General features: G+C 68.7%; 11 protein-coding genes and 1 riboswitch. Of the genes, 3 read left to right on the forward strand and 8 right to left on the reverse strand.

All coding sequences use genetic code 11. From position 1 onward, the window contains the following. Positions 1-84: 84 nt before the first annotated feature. Positions 85-290, reverse strand: a riboswitch (cobalamin riboswitch). Between the two features lie 240 nt (positions 291-530). Then, on the forward strand, positions 531-3,905 hold the full coding sequence (locus C1A38_RS07380; RefSeq protein WP_158244861.1) for an endo-1,4-beta-xylanase: 3,375 nt from the start codon (positions 531-533) through the stop codon (positions 3,903-3,905). Positions 3,906-4,089: 184 nt separating this feature from the next. On the opposite strand, the gene C1A38_RS07385 is transcribed toward C1A38_RS07380, so the two are convergent. The 6 genes from C1A38_RS07385 to C1A38_RS07410 all read right to left on the reverse strand — a co-directional run bounded on the left by C1A38_RS07385 (position 4,090) and on the right by C1A38_RS07410 (position 11,135). Then, on the reverse strand, positions 4,090-5,622 hold the full coding sequence (locus C1A38_RS07385; RefSeq protein ID WP_102657080.1) for an aldehyde dehydrogenase (NADP(+)): 1,533 nt from the start codon (positions 5,620-5,622) through the stop codon (positions 4,090-4,092). Continuing rightward, positions 5,619-6,812: a fumarylacetoacetate hydrolase family protein gene (locus tag C1A38_RS07390; protein ID WP_146017473.1), complete on the reverse strand. Its 1,194-nt coding sequence runs from the start codon at positions 6,810-6,812 to the stop codon at positions 5,619-5,621. The genes C1A38_RS07385 and C1A38_RS07390 overlap by 4 nt, the downstream gene beginning before the upstream one ends. Further along, the gene (locus tag C1A38_RS07395; protein WP_102657081.1) at positions 6,809-7,990 is read right to left on the reverse strand and encodes a mandelate racemase/muconate lactonizing enzyme family protein; all 1,182 of its coding nucleotides are present in this window, start codon (positions 7,988-7,990) and stop codon (positions 6,809-6,811) included. The genes C1A38_RS07390 and C1A38_RS07395 overlap by 4 nt, the downstream gene beginning before the upstream one ends. Before the next feature lie 6 nt (positions 7,991-7,996). Next, on the reverse strand, positions 7,997-8,827 hold the full coding sequence (locus C1A38_RS07400; RefSeq protein WP_102657082.1) for a carbohydrate ABC transporter permease: 831 nt from the start codon (positions 8,825-8,827) through the stop codon (positions 7,997-7,999). Continuing rightward, positions 8,824-9,780: a carbohydrate ABC transporter permease gene (locus tag C1A38_RS07405; protein WP_102657083.1), complete on the reverse strand. Its 957-nt coding sequence runs from the start codon at positions 9,778-9,780 to the stop codon at positions 8,824-8,826. The genes C1A38_RS07400 and C1A38_RS07405 overlap by 4 nt, the downstream gene beginning before the upstream one ends. Before the next feature lie 68 nt (positions 9,781-9,848). Next, entirely contained in the window at positions 9,849-11,135 is a 1,287-nt protein-coding gene (locus C1A38_RS07410) for an ABC transporter substrate-binding protein (protein ID WP_146017474.1), read from the reverse strand. Positions 11,136-11,242: 107 nt separating this feature from the next. On the opposite strand from C1A38_RS07410, the gene C1A38_RS07415 reads away from it, so the two are divergent. Further along, the gene (locus C1A38_RS07415; protein WP_158244862.1) at positions 11,243-12,007 is read left to right on the forward strand and encodes an IclR family transcriptional regulator; all 765 of its coding nucleotides are present in this window, start codon (positions 11,243-11,245) and stop codon (positions 12,005-12,007) included. 128 nt (positions 12,008-12,135) lie between these two features. Here C1A38_RS07415 and C1A38_RS07420 read toward each other — a convergent pair whose 3' ends face one another. Continuing rightward, positions 12,136-13,578 (reverse strand): alpha/beta hydrolase-fold protein, encoded by a 1,443-nt coding sequence (locus C1A38_RS07420; RefSeq protein ID WP_158244863.1) that lies wholly within the window; start codon positions 13,576-13,578, stop codon positions 12,136-12,138. Between the two features lie 662 nt (positions 13,579-14,240). On the opposite strand from C1A38_RS07420, the gene C1A38_RS07425 reads away from it, so the two are divergent. Beyond that, positions 14,241-14,984, forward strand: a complete 744-nt coding sequence (locus C1A38_RS07425) for an alpha/beta fold hydrolase (RefSeq protein WP_102657087.1) — start codon at positions 14,241-14,243, stop codon at positions 14,982-14,984. Between the two features lie 123 nt (positions 14,985-15,107). Here C1A38_RS07425 and C1A38_RS07430 read toward each other — a convergent pair whose 3' ends face one another. Next, the gene (locus C1A38_RS07430) at positions 15,108-17,345 is read right to left on the reverse strand and encodes a protein kinase domain-containing protein (protein WP_102657088.1); all 2,238 of its coding nucleotides are present in this window, start codon (positions 17,343-17,345) and stop codon (positions 15,108-15,110) included. Between the last annotated feature and the right edge of the window lie 139 nt (positions 17,346-17,484).

Genomic DNA, 17,484 nt, shown 5'->3' on the forward strand with positions numbered 1-17,484 from the left:
CGCCGGCCACCGGACGGGCTGACTGCCGTCGATGACCAGCTGATGGCGTCGGCCGTCCCGCGCGGCCTTCGACCGCCGCACGCGTAGGCGTACGGCGCGCTGGCAGGTCTTCGGACTCGTGGGCGTGTTCGTGCCTACTGGCCGTCGCTTCCCAGACCTGGCGGATCCAGTGCTTCGTTGACGGCGGTCGTTCCCACTCACCGCTGCGGGGCAGTCCCGGAATTCCACCGGGTTCCCTCTTGCCTCGGCCGTCGTGGAGTGACGGCCGAACCAGCTGCGGACACCACTATATATGGGAACAGGCCAGGAACCTCAACACCACATGCTGTGTCGTCGCGCGCGCCGCACGGATCACCCAACCGGGCGCGACGATGGGCGCGGACGCCTTCGAGCCCGCACATGTTTCCGAAAACTTCCGGAAGCTCTGGCTATGCCAATCGGCTCGTCATAGCATGCACGCGCTTGGATCTGTCCGGAAACCCGACGTCAGGCACCCCCACCACTGTCCAATTTGCGTAAGGGACCAGTCGATGCGCCTGTGGAATCCGTCCCAACGATCACGACGCCGATCACGAACTTTCGCCGTACTCTGTTCGGCCGCGCTCGTCGCGGCCATCACCGTCGCCCCCACCCCGGCGGCAGCCGACGAGGTCGTGCTCAGCAACGACTTCGAGTCCGACTCGTACGCCCCCTGGGGGCCGCGTGGTGACGTGACCCTCGCCATCGCCGACGAGGGGCGCGACAGCGACGGCAGCCTGTCGGTCACCGGCCGTACCGCCAACTGGCAGGGACCGGCCACGAGCGCGACGGCGCTGATGCGGCCCGGCAACCGATACACGGTCACCGCCTGGGCGAAACTTCCGACCGGCACCGACGGCAGTGCCGGCGTGCACTTCACCGTCGAGTCCACCCCGGCCGGTGGCGGTGAGAACACCTACACCTGGATCGGCGACAACGTCACCACCACCGCCGACGAGTGGGTACGCATCGGCGGCGAGTACACCCTGCCCACCGGTCTGGACGCCGCCACCCTCTACGTGGAGGCGGAAGGCAACACCCCGTTCCTGCTCGACGACGTCCTGATCACCGCGCTGGACGGCGGCGGGGGCGGGCCGGAGCCGGGCACGATCGTCATCGACACCGACTTCGAGGACGGCCTGGACGGTTGGGGACCCCGCGACGGTGGTCCGGGCGCCCCGACGGTCACCATCACCGACGTCGCGCACGGCGGCACCTCCGCCGCGCTGGTCACCGACCGGGTGAACCAGGGCGCCGGCCTGGGCCGCGACGTGACCGGCCTGTTCACCGCGGGTGTCACCTACGAGCTCAGCGCGTGGCTGCGGTTCGCCGAGGGTCAGCCGGCCGACCAGATCTGGCTCAGCCTGGCCAGCACCACCGGGGACAGCCAGTCGTTCGCCACCCTCGCCCAGTTCGAGACGATCACCAACTCGGGCTGGACGGAGGTGACCGCACGGTTCACCATGCCGGCGGCGGACAGCGCCTTCCTCTACTTCGAGACCCGCTGGCAGGGCGAGGACGTGGCCGGCAACACCAGCGACTTCCTGGCCGACGACATCGTCGTCCAGGTGCCTGAGCCGCCGGTCATCGAGGACCTCACCCCGCTGTACGAGACCACCGACTTCCCGGTCGGCGTGGCCATCGACAGCCGGGAGACGATCGGTGCTCCCGCCCAGCTGCTGACCCGGCACTTCAACCAGATCACGCCGGAAAACCACATGAAGCCCGAGGCCTGGTACGACGAGGCGGGCAACTTCCGCCCGCACGAGCAGGCGCTGGCCATGATGGACTTCGCCCGCGACAACGACCTGCGCGTCTACGGGCACGTGCTGGTGTGGCACAGCCAGACCCCGGCCTGGTTCTTCACCGATTCCGCCGGTCAGCCGCTGAGCACCTCGGCGGCCGACCAGCAGGTGCTGCGGGATCGGCTGCGTACGCACATCTTCAACGTCGCCGAGTCGATGAGCGAGCGGTACGGCAAGTTCGGCTCCCCCACCAACCCGTTGTACGCCTTCGACGCGGTCAACGAGGTGGTCAGCGACAGCGGTGAGTACAGCGACGGTCTGCGTCGCAGCGAGTGGTACCGGATCCTCGGTGAGAGCTTCATCGACCTGACCTTCACCTACGCCGACGAGGCGTTCAACGACGTGTACGCCGCCGAAGGCGCGGAGCGTCCGGTCACCCTGTTCATCAACGACTACAACACCGAGCAGAGCGGCAAGCAGGCCCGTTACCTGGCCCTGGTGCAGCGCCTGCTCGCCCGCGGCGTGCCGGTGCACGGGGTGGGCCACCAGTTCCACGTGTCGCTGGCCATGCCGATCAGCGCCCTGGAGACCGCGTTGGAGACGTTCTCGGATCTGCCGGTCACCCAGGCCGTCACCGAACTCGACGTCACCACGGGCACCCCGGCCACCCAGGCGAAGTTCATCGACCAGGGCTACTACTACCGGGACGCCTTCCGGGTCTTCCGGGCGTACGCCGATGATCTGCTGGCCGTCACGGTCTGGGGGCTCACCGACGGGCGTTCCTGGCGCTCCGGCAACGGCGGGCCGCTGCTGTTCGACGACAACCTGCGCGCCAAGCCGGCCTATTACGGGGCGGTCGACGGTGAGCTGCCCGCCCGGCTGCGCACCGCCAACGTCTTCGCCGGTGACGTGCCGCTGGCCGCCGCCGCACCGACGGACCTGACCTGGCGCAAGCTGCCGCTGCACCAGGTCGAGGACGTCGCCGGGTTCCAGCTGCGCTGGGCGCCGGACCACCTGACCGCGTACGTCACGGTCGACGACACCACGGTCTCCGGCACCGACCGGGTCAGCTTCGTGCTGGACGGCGAGACCTACCACGTCGCCCGGGACGGCAGCGGTGACGTACCGGCCGTGGCCGCCGCCCGCGACGGCGGTTACCACCTGGTCGCCCACCTGCCGCTGTCCGCAGCGGCCGAGGGCGACACCCGCACCCTGGACGTGCAGGTGCGCGACGGTGACACCACCTCCGGGTGGAACACTCCGGGCGCGCTGGGCACCCTGACCCTGGTCGAGGAACTGTCCTACGTGGAGGTACGGGAGGCCGGTGAGGCGCCGGTGATCGACGGCTCGGTCGACGCCGCCTGGGCGAACGCGACCACGGTGACCACGGACAAGCAGGTCTCCGGCACCGACGGGGCGAGCGCGCAGGTCCGTACCCTCTGGCGGGGTCAGACGCTCTACGTGTTGGCCGAGGTCACCGACCCGGTGGTGGACGTCTCCGGTTCCGACCCGTGGATCCAGGACTCGGTGGAGATCTACGTCGACGCCGGCAACTTCAAGAACGGCAGCTTCCGGTACGACGACACGCAGATCCGGATCAACGCCGACAACGTGGTGTCGTTCGGCACCGGCGACGAGGGGTTCCAGGCGAACCGACTGGAGAGCGCGACGGTCCGCACCCCGACGGGTTACACCGTCGAGGCGGCGATCAGCCTGCTCGAATATGGTGGCCTGGGCACCTTCCACGGCCTGGACTTCCAGGTCAACGACGCCTCCGACGGGGCCCGGACGAGCATCCGCAACTGGGCCGAGCAGGAGGGCGCGGGCTACCAGAGCACCGCGCGCTGGGGGGTCGGTCGCCTGGTGGCCGGGTCGAACGTGGATGTGGCGCTGAAGCAGATCACCCGCTGGTACTCCGACAGCGGTGGCGGCTACTGCGCGACCATCACCGCGACCAACACCAGCGACAAGCCGGTCGACTGGTCCGCCGTGGTGCAACTCGAAGGCGACATCTACGACGCGTGGAACTTCAAGCGCGAACGCCTCGACGACGGTAGCTACCGGATCAGGGGTGTGGACTGGAACCGCACCCTGAAGCCGGGGGCCAGCACCTTCAGCGTCGGTTACTGCGCCAACCTGTAGCGACACGTACGACGGGAGGGCACATCGTTGTCGGATGTGCCCTCCCGTGCTGTCCGGGGGCCGTCATCTGCGGGGAACCGACGAAGCGGCTCAGTTCAGGCCGGCCGACCACCTGCCCTCGTCGGCGAGCAGCTCGGTCAGGTCGGACCAGGTCAACTGCCGGCCGAGGGCCCGGGTCGGCGAGTCAGCTCGTCGCCGCGTCGCCCTGCCCCGGCTCCAGTCGCCCGTCGACGCGGCGTGGGATCGAGACGAAGCCGTCGCGCAGTTCCTCAGGTAACAGCCACTCCGGCGCGCCCTGCCAGGCCAGTGGCCGCAGGAACCGGCGGATGGCCGTGGCGCCGACGGAGGTGTGCAGCGAGTTGGTCGACGGCCAGGGGCCGCCGTGGTGTTGCGCCCAGGAGACCCGCACCCCGGTCGGGTAGCCGTCGAAGACGAGCCGCCCCGAGCGTGCGGCGAGCAGTTCGGCGAGCCGGCGTACGACCGTCCGGTCGTCACCGTCGCCGGTGTGGATCGTCCCGGTGAGTGACGGCGGTACGACCTCCAGCGCCGTGTCGAGGTCACCGACCTGCCGGTAACGGACCACGATCATGGCTGGGCCGAAACACTCGTCGGTCAGGTTGGCGGACAGCTCGGTGAGGTCGACCTCCATGAGCACCGGTGCCACGGTGAATCCGCCGGTGGCGGTGATCCGGGGTCGGGCCAGTACCCGGGCGCCGGCTTTCTCCAGCGATGCCTCACCGGCGACGAAGGCGTCCTGGATGCGCTCGTTGAGCAGCACCGTGCCGGCAGCGTCGGCGACCTGCTCCCCGAGCGCATCGACCAGCCGGTCGCCGGCGGGGCTGGCCGGGATGAACGTCAGTCCCGGCTTGGTGCAGAGCTGGCCGCCGGAACCGGTGAACGAGGCGAACAGCCCAGCGGCGATCGTCAGGCCTCGTTCGGCCGCCGCCGCCTCCAGCACGACGATCGGATTCACGCTGCTCAACTCCCCGTAGAACGGAATCGGGTCGGTGCGCTCGTCGATCGCTGCCTGGATGGCGCGAGCCGCGCCGATGGAGCCGGTGAACGCGGCGGCCCGGATGGCCCGGTGGCGGACCAACGAACGCCCGGCCTCCTGCCCGTAGACGACGGCCACCACCCCGTCGGGCCCGGCCAGTTCTCCGACGGCCTGCCGGATCGCCTCGCCGGACGCGTCGGAGGTCAGCGGGTGCGAGGGATGCCCCTTCGCGATGACGGGACAGCCAGCGGCGAGTGCGGACGCGGTGTCGCCGCCGGCCACCGAGAAGGCGAACGGGAAGTTGCTGGCGCCGAAGACGGCGACCGGGCCCAACGCGACGAGCATGCGTCGTACGTCCGGTGCCGGACCGAGTGCCGTATCGGCGGCGTGGTCGATCGCTGCTTCGAGATACCCGCCGTCGCGCAGTACGTCGGCGAACATCCGGAACTGGGTGGCCGAGCGGGTGAGTTCGGTGTCGAGCCGCGCGCGGCCGAGGCCGGTTTCCGAGTCGGCAACTGCCACCAGGTTCGCGCGGTTGGCCTCGAGTGAGTTGGCGATCGCGTCGAGCAGGCGGGCACGTCCGGACCTGCCGAGGTCGGCGAGCCACGCTGCGGCAGTGGCCGCGATGGTGGTGAGCGACTCCAGATCCGCGTCGCCGGTCTCCCGCAGATGGGTCTGTCGGCGCTGGCCGTTGCTCGGGTCGAGCGTGCTGACGACGTTCACAACAATCCCCTTCGCACCAGGTTGCGCATCAGGTCGCGTACCCCGAAGTCCCACGGTTCGCACTCCTCGGCATGGCGGACCCGGTTGACCAGGGTGCCGAGGGCGGGGGCGCTGATCCGCACCACGTCGTCGAGCTTGTGGGTGAACCCCTCGCCGGGATGGTCGCGGTCCTGAATCGGCGCGAACATGGTGCCGAGCATGAGCACCACCCCGTCGGGATAGTGGTGGTGGGGGCCGATCAACTGGCGGACCAACGCCTCCGGTTCGCGCGACATCTGGGCCATCTCGGAACCCGCGTGGAGATGGAAGCCGTCCTCGCCCCGGATGTCCAACTCGATCTCCAGCCCGCGTACCTGGTCCAGACCGAAACGTTCGTCGAAGAGTCGGATGAACGGACCGAGTGCGCACGAGGCGTTGTTGTCCTTCGCCAAGGGAAGCAGCAGCGCCGAGCGGCCCTCGACGTCGCGTAGGTTGACGTCGTTGCCGAGGGTTGCGCCGACGATCCGACCGGTCGAGGCGACGACGAGTGCCACCTCGGGCTCGGGATTGTTCCAGGCCGACGCGGCGAGCACCCCGACCGGTACGGCGGTGCCCATCGCCGAGAGGATCTGCCCCTTGGTGAAGATCTCCGCGTCCGGGCCGATGCCCACCTCAAGGTACTGGCTCCAGAAGCCCTCGGCGACAAGCTGGTTCTTCAGCCGCGCCGCCTCCTCGGATCCGGGCGACAGGTCGTGCAGGTCCGCGCCGACGTCGGCGAGCATCCGTTGGCGGATGTCCGCGGCGAGGGTGAGGTCGCCGCGGGCCCGTTCCTCGATGACCCGCTCCAGCATCGATACCGCGAAGGTCACCCCGGCCGCCTTGAGTGCCTGCAGGTCCACCGGTGCGAGAAGCCAGGGACGGGTACGGTCCCGGTCGGCCGCGCCGGTGTTGGCGAGGATGTCGCTCAGGCGGCCGACCCGTGCTCCGTCGAGCGTGGCAACGGCGGCGGCCGGGTCCGGCAGTTCACAGATGTCGCTGACGGTGGGAAAGTGGGCGCTGACGTCGAAGAGCTCGCCGTTGCGGACGATCACCGGGGACGGTCCACCGGCGGCGGGGTTCCAGATCCGCCCCACCAGGACGCTGTCCTGCGCGTCCTGCGGCAATGCGTCCTCGGCCGTGCCGAACCAGGCGGGTTCGCCGGGGTCGCTCATGCAGTCGCTCCCAGGTTGAAGAAGGAGCACTCGTCCGCGGGACGGATGACGTAGACGGCGTCTCGGAACATCCGCAGCGGGTGCGGTGTGAACGGGTGCTCGGCAATCGCTTCGAGGTTGAGTTCGATGCCGAGCCCGATGCCGTCCGGAATGAGAATGTCGCCCTCCTCGGTCAGTACCAGTCGTTCGTTGGTGATCTCCGGTCGCCAGGGCACGTCGGTCGCCATGATCTCCAGGTAGCGGAAGTTGGGTAGCGCCGCCCCGAGTTGGAGCGTTGCCGCGGTGCTCAGCGGCCCGCTGGGGTTGTGCGGCGCGAAGCCGACGTAGCTGGTCGCGGCGAGCGTCGAGAGGAAGGCGAGTTCGGAGATCCCGCCGGCGTGCGTGACGTCGGGCTGAATGAAGTCGACTGCCTGCCGGGCGAGTGCCGGCGCGAATCCCTGCCGTCCGAACCAGCGTTCGCCTGCGGCGATCGGTATCGGCGAGGCGCGCCGGATGTCGACGAGGGCGTCGAGATTGTCCGGCGGGCAGGGCTCCTCGAACCACACCGGGTCGAACTGCGCGATCTCCCGGGCGATCTTGATCGCGTGGCGGACGTCGAACCGACCGTGGCCCTCGATGAACAGCTCGACGTCCCGCCCGACGGCGGCACGAACCGCGTCGATCTGGGCCAGCACCCGGTCCAGTTGCCGGGTCGTGATGGTGAGATCGTAGTTCTCGAACGGATCCCACTTCAGGCCCCGAAAGCCGCCGTCCACCGTTCTGATCGCCGCGGCCGCGTAATCCTCCGGGGTGACGGCGCGGGAGAACCATCCGTTCGCGTAGGCACGTACCCGGTCACGGGTGGCGCCGCCGAGCATCCGGGCGACGGGGACGCCGAGCTCTCGTGCGGAGATGTCCCACAGTGCCATCTCCAGTGAACTCAGCGCGGTCATGATGACCGGCCCACCCCGCCAGTACCAGTCCCGGCCCAGCTCGTAGATGATGCGCGAGATGCTGGTGGGGTCGAGCCCGACCACCGCCTCGGCGAGTTCGGCGATCGCCCCCTGAACGGCCCGCTCCTTGCCTTCCAGGGTGGCCTCCCCCAGCCCCACGATGCCCTCGTCCGTCCTCACCCGGACGATCACGAGGTTGGTGCGGTAGAAATCGACGACGAGCGTGTCGACAGCCGTGATCTTCATGCGTCATCAACCCTTCACCGCACCGGCGGTCATTCCCGCCACGACGTACTTCTGCGCGAACAGGTAGAAGGCGACGGCGGGCAGGGTGAACATGAAGGCGACCGCCATCACCGTCTGGATCGGTGTGCCCAGCTCACCGATGAAATTCGCGATGCCGACCGAGGCCGGCTGGATCTCCGGGTTGAAGATGAACGTCACCGCGAAGACGTACTCGTTCCAGGCGTGGAAGAACGCGATGACCGCGCTGGCAGCGATCGACGGTGCGATCAACGGAATGCTGATGCGGGTCAGCACCGTGAGCGGTCGCGCGCCGTCGACCCGCCCGGCCTCGTCCAGTTCGTGCGGGATACCGTCGATCGCCCCCTTGAGGATGAGCGCGACGATCGGCAGGACGAAGGCCGAGTTGGCCAGGATGAGGCCGGTCAGCGAGTCGAGCAGCTCGAACCGGCGGAACAGGGCGAACAACGGCACCACCATGAGCGCCTCGGGCAGCATCTGGGTGAACAGCAGTACGAGGGTCATCACGGCCTTGCCCCGGAAGGTGAACCTCGACAGCGCGTACCCCAGCGGGATGCCGAGACCGATCGACAGGACCGTCGTACCGGCGGCGATGATCAGGCTGTTGAACAACCATCCGGTCGCCTTGCCGTCGGTGAGCGCGTCGACGAAGACCCCGAACTGGGAGAAGTCAGGCAACAGGCGGGCGTCCTGGCCGAAGAGATCCGCGTTGCTGGTCAACGCCGTGACGAACATCCAGTACAACGGGAAGACGGCGAGACCCAGCACGACGAGGACGGCCACGATGCGCAGAGTCAGACCGATGCGGAATCCCTTCATCGGGTGTCCTCCTTCTCGGCGGCACGGGCGACGAACCTGCTGCCCGCGATGACGATGAGTGAGATGACGACGCCGACCATGCCGATCGCCGCCGCGGACCCGAGTTCCTTGGAGTCGAAGGCCTGGGAGTAGAGGTCGATCACGAGCGTCTCCGTCGCGCCCACCGGCCCGCCCTTGGTCATGAGCCAGATCAGTTCGAAGCGCCGCAGCGACCAGATGGTCATCAGCAGGGCGAGCAGCCCGACGGTGGGCTTGATGACCTGCCAGGTGACGGCCCGGAAGGCCGACCACCGTCCGGCGCCGTCCACCATCGCGGCCTCGGTCAGATCCTGTGGGACGGACTGCAACGCCGAGAGCAGGACCACCGAGGTGAACGGGAACAACTGCCAGATGGTCGTGGCGAGAATCGCCGGCAGCGCGTAGCGGGGACTGTCCAGAATGGCACCGCCGGGTACGCCGAGACCGATCGCGTCCAGAAAGCGGTTCACGATCCCGTACTGCGGGTTGAGCATCCACGTCGCGATGAGTGCGACCGCGATTCCCGGTGCCGCCCACGGCACCGTGACCAGCGCCCGCGCCCAGCCGCGCCCCCGGAAGCCGCGGTTGAGCAGCAGTGCGACGGCGAGCCCGGCGCCGACCGCGCCGACCACACAGGCGACGACGTAGACGACGGTGGTGACCAGGGTCCGGTGGAAGTCCTCGTCACCGAAGATGCGGACGAAGTTCTCCAGTCCCACCCAGGTGCTTTCGGTGGGGTTCAGCAGGGTCGTCCGGGTGAAGCTCAGGAAGACTTCCTGCGCCAGTGGGACCGCTTGGAAGACGAAGATGAACAGGGCCGCCGGCGCCAGGAACAGGTAGGGCGTCCATCTGCTGCCCTGTGGGCTCGGCCGACGCCGGCCTCGACGGCGGGATACGGACGGTGGCGGGGTGCTCTGCTGCTCCAGCACAGTCATCGGGTCTGGTCCTTGTCAGGTAGTACGCCGCTGGCGCGAGAGGGGCCCCGCGCCAGCGGCGTCGCTGGTCAGCCCACCAGTTCGGTTGCCTGTTGCTGGGCGCGGTCCAGTGCGGTCCTGAGATCGACCGTGCCCTGGAGCGCGGCAATGACGTTCTGCACGACCACCTTGCGGATGTCCGGCGTCCTGGCCTCGAAGCCGAGCACGATCTGCGGCAGGCTCGACGGGGTCAGCTCGTCGAAGACCGTCAGGAACGGCGTCTCGGCAAGGGACTCGGCGCTGCGCTCGGTGACCGTCGCGACGCTGCTCGCCCCGAGGATCCCCTGCAGCTTGACCTGGTTCTCGGGCTCCAGCGCCCAACGGATGAAGGTGGCCGCCGCCTCCTGCGCCGGGCTCGCCTTGTTGATCACGATCGGTGCGAGGATGCTGCCCTGGCTGCGGACCGGAAACGGGATGGGAGCCACGCTGAACTTGAGGTCCGGGTTCTGGCCGCGGGTCGCCGTCACGTAGCCGCCGTTGTTGAGTTCCATGCCGACCTTGCCCTCGGCGAACATCCGCCGGAAGGTCGCCGCGTCCGCGCCGCGCGGGATCACGTTCGCGTCGTAGAGGTCCTTGTACGCCTGGAGGCCCTCAAGATTCTTCGGCGAGTTGATCGTCAGATTGGTGCCGTCGGACCAGGCCCCGCCGAAGCCGTAGACGTAGTTGAAGATGTCCTGCCACACGCCGGCTTCTTCGGCCTCGGTCTGCCGGAACGCCAGCCCGAATACGTCGCCCTTGGTCAGGGACCGGGCCGTGTCGAAGAACTCCTGATAGCTCGTCGGCGGGTTCGGAATCAGCTCGGAGTTGTAGAACATGGCGTAGTTGGACGCCTCGAAGATGACCCCGTGCCGTACGCCGTCATGGACCATGAACTTGTCGGGCTGCTCGAGCAGCTGGTATTTGCTGACGTCGAGCACATCGTCCAGCGGTGCGATCAGACCGGCATCCGAGGCAGCCTCGAACTCGGGCATATCGAAGCGGATCAAATCGGGCCCCCGGCCGCTGCCCATCTGGGTGAGGACGGTTTGCCCGAAGGTCGGGTACGGCACTGCGGCGGCAGCCACGCGGATCGAGTCCTGGCTGGTGTTGAACTCGTCGAGCCACTCCAGCAGCTGGGGTCCGCGCCCAGGATCGCCGAAGGTCGAGGCGGCGAACGTGACAGTGGTGACGCCGTCCTCGGAACCGCCGTCCGAGCTGCAGCCGGTCAGGAGGGCGGCGGAGAGGGCAACGACGCTGACCACCGCTGTTGTGCGGCGACGAAAAGGCAGAGTTCTCATTCGATACTCCCTGTTGCGCAGCTTGCGGGGACGGGGCACTCATCAGGCAGTTGCAACGATCGTAGTGACATATGCAACGGTGTCAAGTGGCGGTTGCGTATCCCAATCGGCTACATTGCACATAGCGCAACCGAGGAGGTGTGGCATTGGGCCAGTCGATAGAGCGTGCGATCAATCTGATCCGCCGGTCAGCGGAGCATCCGCTGACACTGACCGAGGCTGCGGAGACCCTCGGCGTCCACAAGTCCACAGCCCTGCGGATCCTTCAGACCCTGGAGGCCGCCCGGTTCGTACGCAAGACCGGCGCCGGCACGTACGTCTTCGGCAGCGGACTGATCGAGCTGTCGGAGCTCGCACTCGGCTCGATGGATCTGCGTCAGTTCGCCGCCGCGCACCTGCGCCAGTTGCAGCGGCAGACCGGGCACACCGTGCACCTGGCGCAGCTGACCGGCGACGAGATCGTCTACATCGACAAGGTGGACAGTCCCGCGTTCGACGCGGTCAAACTGCCCTCCCGGGTCGGCCGGGCCGTCTCGATCTACGCGAGCGCCGTCGGCAAGGTGATACTGGCGTACCTTCCCCGCGAGGAACGGGATCGCCTGCTCTCACACGTCGTCTTCGAGCGGCACACCGACACGACCTTTGCCGACCGTGACTCGCTGGAAACGGAACTCGTCCGCGTCGCCGAGCAGGGCTGGGCTGCCGACAACGGCGAGCATGACGCGTACGTCATGTGCGTCGCGGCCCCCATCAGGGACTCCCGTGGTCGGGTCATCGCCGCGATCTCCATCACGGCGATCGAAGTGATCGCGAACCTGGAGCAGTTGAAGGAGAGCCTTCCGCTCCTGATCGAGACCGCGACGCTGATCTCCGAGGAGCTCGGTCACACGGCGGAATCCGCACCCAACTGAACGCCGTCCACAGTGACGGAGAGGAGTCGCGAAGCTGCGGTGACACCCGACGAAGCAGGTTGCCACCGCAGCCCCCGCGCCGACTCAGGCGCGTCCGGCCCCGGCCAAGTGGGGTCGGACCGCCGGGGTCAGCCGACGTTCAGCGCAGCGCCACGGGAATCGTTGAACAGCTTGTCGCCGCGGTACGCAGCGACAACCGGGCCATCGAGCACAGTGCCCTTGACCGCCTTGTGGAAGCGGGCCACGCCGTGCTTGTCCACCGGCGCCGACCCGAGGTGGGTTTCGCCCGCATAGAAGTCGACCTTGCCCGCCGGGGTGGACACGTTGCCGGTCACGGCAGCCACCGTCGCGGTCGCGGTCACCTTCACGTTGCCGGACCTGCCCGCGGGTTCGGTCTGCACCTCGACCTCGGTCGTGGTGGTGCGGAACGCCAGGCTACGCAGGTAGTAGTTCAACAGCGGACGCCACACGTGCCAGGTGTGCACACCCTGGACGTTGTATTCGGTGATGTTGACACCGGCAGCCCGCAGGGCGGCCGCCCGCAGTTGGGAGTTCTCCCCGATGTTGCCCAGGCGGTCCTGCAGGCCGGTGCCGATGTAGATGCCGCCCGGCACGGTCTTCAAGCGGTCGATCTGTGCCTGGTTCGCCGCCGGCCCGCCAGAGCTCCAGCCAGCGTGGTAGCCGAACAGGTCGGTGTTGTCGTACATGATGGTGAAGGCTCGGCTGCCCCCGGCCGAGAAGCCGGCGAAGGCGCGGTCCGCGGAGCGGCTGGAGACGTTGTAGTTCGCCTCCACGAACGGGAAGATGTTGTTGCGAAGCTCGTTGGCGTAACCCTGATTGCCGCCCGGTAGACCGTTGAAGTCGGTGGAGACGATGACCATCGGCTGCGCCGCCCGATCCCGGATCGCGTTTTCCAGGATGTGGTGCGCCACCCCCTGCATCGTCCAGGCGGTCGAGTGGTCACCCCCGCCGTGGCTCAGGTAGAGCGTCGGGTAGGGCGTGTCGCGGTTCGGGTCGTAGCCGTGTGGCAGGTAGACCACGATGTCGTGAACGCCCGCCGGGTTGGTCGACAGTGGTGAGGGGTAGCGCCTCGACTCCAACGTGCCGGCCCGGTGGGGTGCGGCCGGCTTCTGGTAGTCGGTGTCGTAGGTGGGGAACTTCTTGCTGCTCGGGACGAAGATGGTGCTGCGCACGGCACCCGGCGCACCCGGATACTGCGGCATCATCTCCCACGCGTTCGCCGGGTCGTGGTGCAGCGTGCAGCCGGTGGCCAGCTGGTTCGTGCAGTCGTGGGTGAACGCGTACCGGAAGGTGCCGGCGGGCAGCGGGACGGTGGCCTCCCACACCCCGTCGTCGCCGCGCTCCATCGGCAGGATGCGCCACGGGGTGGCCGCGATGTCACCCGGCTGCCACTGGCTGGGCTCGCGGCCGTCACCGCAGTCGTTGCAGACAACGCTCTCCGGCCGGGAGAAGAACCAGTCACCATAGACGTGGACGGCGTTGACGCCCGCCGGTGCCGCGTAGCGGAACTTCACCGCGTGTCCGCCCGGCGCCTGGTCCGTCTTGATCACCTTGGGCCCCAGGGGCGCCGGTGGTGCGGCTACGGCGGGTGCCGAAACCACGACGGCCGCCAGCGTTCCGGCAGCCGTCAGACTCGCCAGGAGCGACCTTGTGAGCCGGCTGCCTGTTCGAGATGTGCGATGGGGACGTGCCACGGACATGTGCCTTCCCTCCATCGAGTTGGCGGTCGGACTGACCAAACTGTCCAGACCGGTAACACACTTGCAACGATCGTAGTGACATATGCAACACTGTCAAGACCTGATTGCACATGACATACAGCTCGTTGCACAATGTGCAACCCTTCGATGGCGGCGCCTGCCAGATCGACACCGAACGCCGGACGACGCCGGGCACCGATCCCACAACCCCCAACAGCGAAAGCCATCCACTGCGGTGGATGGCCTTCGCCGCGCGGCCGTGGCGCACCTGAGCGCCGCCGCGAGGTCGGTCGGGGTTCACGAACGCCGGGGCCGCATCGATCGACCGGCATCCGGGGACGCGCGGGCGGCACGCCGATCACGGAGTGCCACCTAGATCGTAATTGTCCGATAAGCGCTCGGCGGAAGCCGCCTCGAAACTACCGTGACCTGGGACGTTGTCCGAAAGGTGCCGCTGACCGCGGCACCGAACAGGCGGGCCTGCACCGCCCGACAGACAGGGGAGTGTATTTGTGAGCTCGAACCCGCAGCAGTCCACGAGCAGTCTGCCCACCGTCCTTCTGGTGCACGGCGCGTTCGCCGAGTCCGCCAGTTGGAACAACGTGGTCACGGACCTCCGGCGTCGGGGCTACCCGGTGATCGCCATCGCCAATCCGCTGCGCGGTCTCAAACCGGACGCCGCCTACGTCCGCGCTGTCGTGGACAGCGTCGGCGGGCCGGCCGTGATCGTGGGGCACTCCTACGGCGGGGCGGTGATGGCCGAGGCGGTGGAGGGTGCTGCCAACGTCAAGGCCCTGGTGTATGTCGCCAGCTTCACGCTCGACGTCGGCGAGAGCTGCGGTGATCTGGCCGCCAAGTTCCCGGGCAGCGAGCTCTCCTCCGCGCTCCAGCCCGTGCCGTTCCCCCTGCCCGACGGCAGCATGGGCACGGATCTCTACATCCAGCAGGACAAGTTCCACGCGGTGTTCGCCGCCGACGTCGCTGCCGACGTCGCCGAACAGATGGCCGCCACCCAACGGCCGGTCGCGGACAACGCCCTGACCGACACCGCCACCGCGGCACTCTGGAAGACCATTCCGTCATGGGCGGTGATCTCCACCCAGGATCTGGCCATCCCCCCGGAGTCGATGCGCTTCATGGCCCAGCGGGCCGGCTCCACCGCCATCGAGGTCGAGGCGTCCCACGCCGTGGCGGTCTCCCAGCCCGGTCCCGTCGCGGAACTCATCGACACCGCGGCTCGCGCCACCGCGGGCTGACCACCGAGCGGACCCGGCGCACCCGGCACGCAGCGTGAACCGGGTGCGCCGGGCCGGCCGAAAAGCCGTCGGCATCCGCGGGCACCCGGGCGTCGGCGACCGATTCACCCTTGTGGATCGACCTCACCGGATCGACCACTTCTGGTGGCTGGCGGTGTTGTTGCAGGTCCACTGCTGGACCGGGGTGCCGTTCGCGGTCCCCCAGTCGGTCACGTCGAGGCATTTCCCACTGAGCGCGTTGACCAACTGCCGATCGCCGTTGAGGGTGAACCGCTGGGCGCCGCCGCCGTTGCAGGCGGTGAGCTGGATGACCGCGCCGTCGGCAGCGGACGCGTTGGCCACGTCCAGGCATCGCGAACCCATCCGCATACTGCCGTCCGTACGGACCGACCACCGCTGGCTGCGGTCCCGGGAGTCGGCACAATCCATGATTCGCACGTGCAAGGTGGCGGCCGAGTCCGGATCTCCGACGTCCAGGCACCGGCCGCTCGCCACGCTGACGATCCGCTCGCCGGAGGGGCGGGGGCGGGTACTGCTCGGCGTCACCGTGGGCGCGGTCGACGGCGGGCTGGTCGAGGCCGTTGGTGGCGGCGGCGAGGGGGACGTCGACGGGGCCGCCGGTGACGAGGTGACCGGCCGCGGGTCACCGGTCGGTCGGAAACCGTCGACGATCCGGGCGAATGCCGCCTCGCTGTCGGCCCACAGTTCCTCGGGCGTCGACCAGATGAACGTGTACGCCCTGCCCGCGCCGGTGACGAACAGCCGCTGCCGTACCTGTGTCGCACGGCCGTCGGTGGTGTGCCGCCATTCCCAGTCCGCCGCGCCGTGCTGGTAGTGCACCGCGCCGATGCTGAGCAGGCGGTAGCCGGGGTACCGGCCCTCGGCCGCGCGCTCCTGCGCGGTCAACGCGGCGACCAGGTCGGTCGGGGGCGGATCCGACCGACGGACGACGAGCGACCGGCCCTCGTCCGGCTCGCGGAACTCGACCTGGCCGTCGTTGCGCACGACGCGCCATCCTCTGGGCGCCGCCATCCGGAATCCGCTGTCGTCGCGATACGTGGACCAGGTCAATGGGGTGGCTGCCGGGGCACTTGGTGCGGAGACGCCGGTTGCGGCAAGCGTCGGCACCGGCCCGCCCGCCGCCTCCGGCAGGTCGTCGCCGCGCTCACCCGCCCGGTTGCCGAGCAGTGGCACGCCGACCCCCACACCGAGCGCCACCAGCAGGAGGGCGAGCCCACCGACCAGCCACCGTCCGCGTGTCATGCGAATCGACCTGGTGGGTGCGGCCGACGGGTCCGGTGCGGCCGACGGGCCCTTCTCGGGCCTGGGATCCGGGCCGGTCTGCACACCGGCGCGGGGCGCCTGGCCCGTGGGAAGGTCGTCCCTGGTTTCCTGCGAACCGGCCGGACCGGCCGGTGCGACGGTCACGAACGTGGGGACGATGCGGTCGGCCGAGGAATCCCCGACGGACGGTTCAGGCAGAGCGGACGGGTCGGGCAGAGCGGACGGTTCAGGCAGAGCGTACGAGCCGGATGGGTGGGACAGGTCGGTGTGGGCGACCTGGGTCAGCAGTCGCTCTGCCGTGTCGATGTCCATCCGCTCCGCCGGGTCCTTGCGGAGCAGTCCTTCGAGGATCGGCGCCAACGCGCCGGCTCGCCGGGCCACCGGCGGTGGTTCGGTGGCCAGCGCGGTGAGGCTCTCCAGGCTGGACGACCGGGCGTACGGCGCTTCCCCTTCGACCGCGGCGAACAGGGTCGCGCCGAGCGACCACAGGTCACCTTCCGGCCCGGCGGCGCCCCTCCTGACCCGTTCCGGTGAGAGATACGCGGGCGAACCGAGGACGATGCCGGTGCGGGTCAGACTGGTGTCCTCCACCGCGGTGGCCAGGCCGAAGTCGGTGAGTACGACCCGACCGTCGACGCCGATCAGGATGTTCGCCGGTTTGACGTCGCGGTGCACGACTCCCACCCGGTGCGCGGCGCGGAGTGCGCCCAGCACCGCCAGCCCGATCTGAGCGGCTCGGGTCGGTGACACCGGACCGTTGACGGCGAGGTGGTCGGAGAACGCCCGCGACGGGACGTACTCCATGACGATCCAGGGGTCTCCGCCGTCTCCGATCAGCACGTCGAACACGCGGACGGCGTTGACGTGGTCGAGCCGGGCGATCGCCCGCGCCTCGCGTAGCGACCGGGTCCGCAATTCCTGCCGCGCCTGGTCCGTGAGACCAGGTGGCGAAACGATTTCCTTGATGGCGACGTCGCGTTCGAGCATCACATCCCGGGCTTTCCACACTCGGCCCATCCCGCCCTGACCGAGCAACTCCGAGAAAACGTACCGATCGGTAATTAACGGCGGCGACATCTCAGGCACCGCGGCAGGCTACCCGCATTGTGGACATCGGCAATATGGCAAGCACCTCACTCCTGTTGTTGAACTTTTGTCATCGGTCCGCCCTCGCCGCGGCCATCCGTCGGTGACCAGCCGGCCCGGCCGACCCGCG

It is taken from the genome of Verrucosispora sp. ts21 (assembly GCF_002879555.1).
GTDB classification, from domain to species: domain Bacteria; phylum Actinomycetota; class Actinomycetes; order Mycobacteriales; family Micromonosporaceae; genus Micromonospora; species Micromonospora gifhornensis.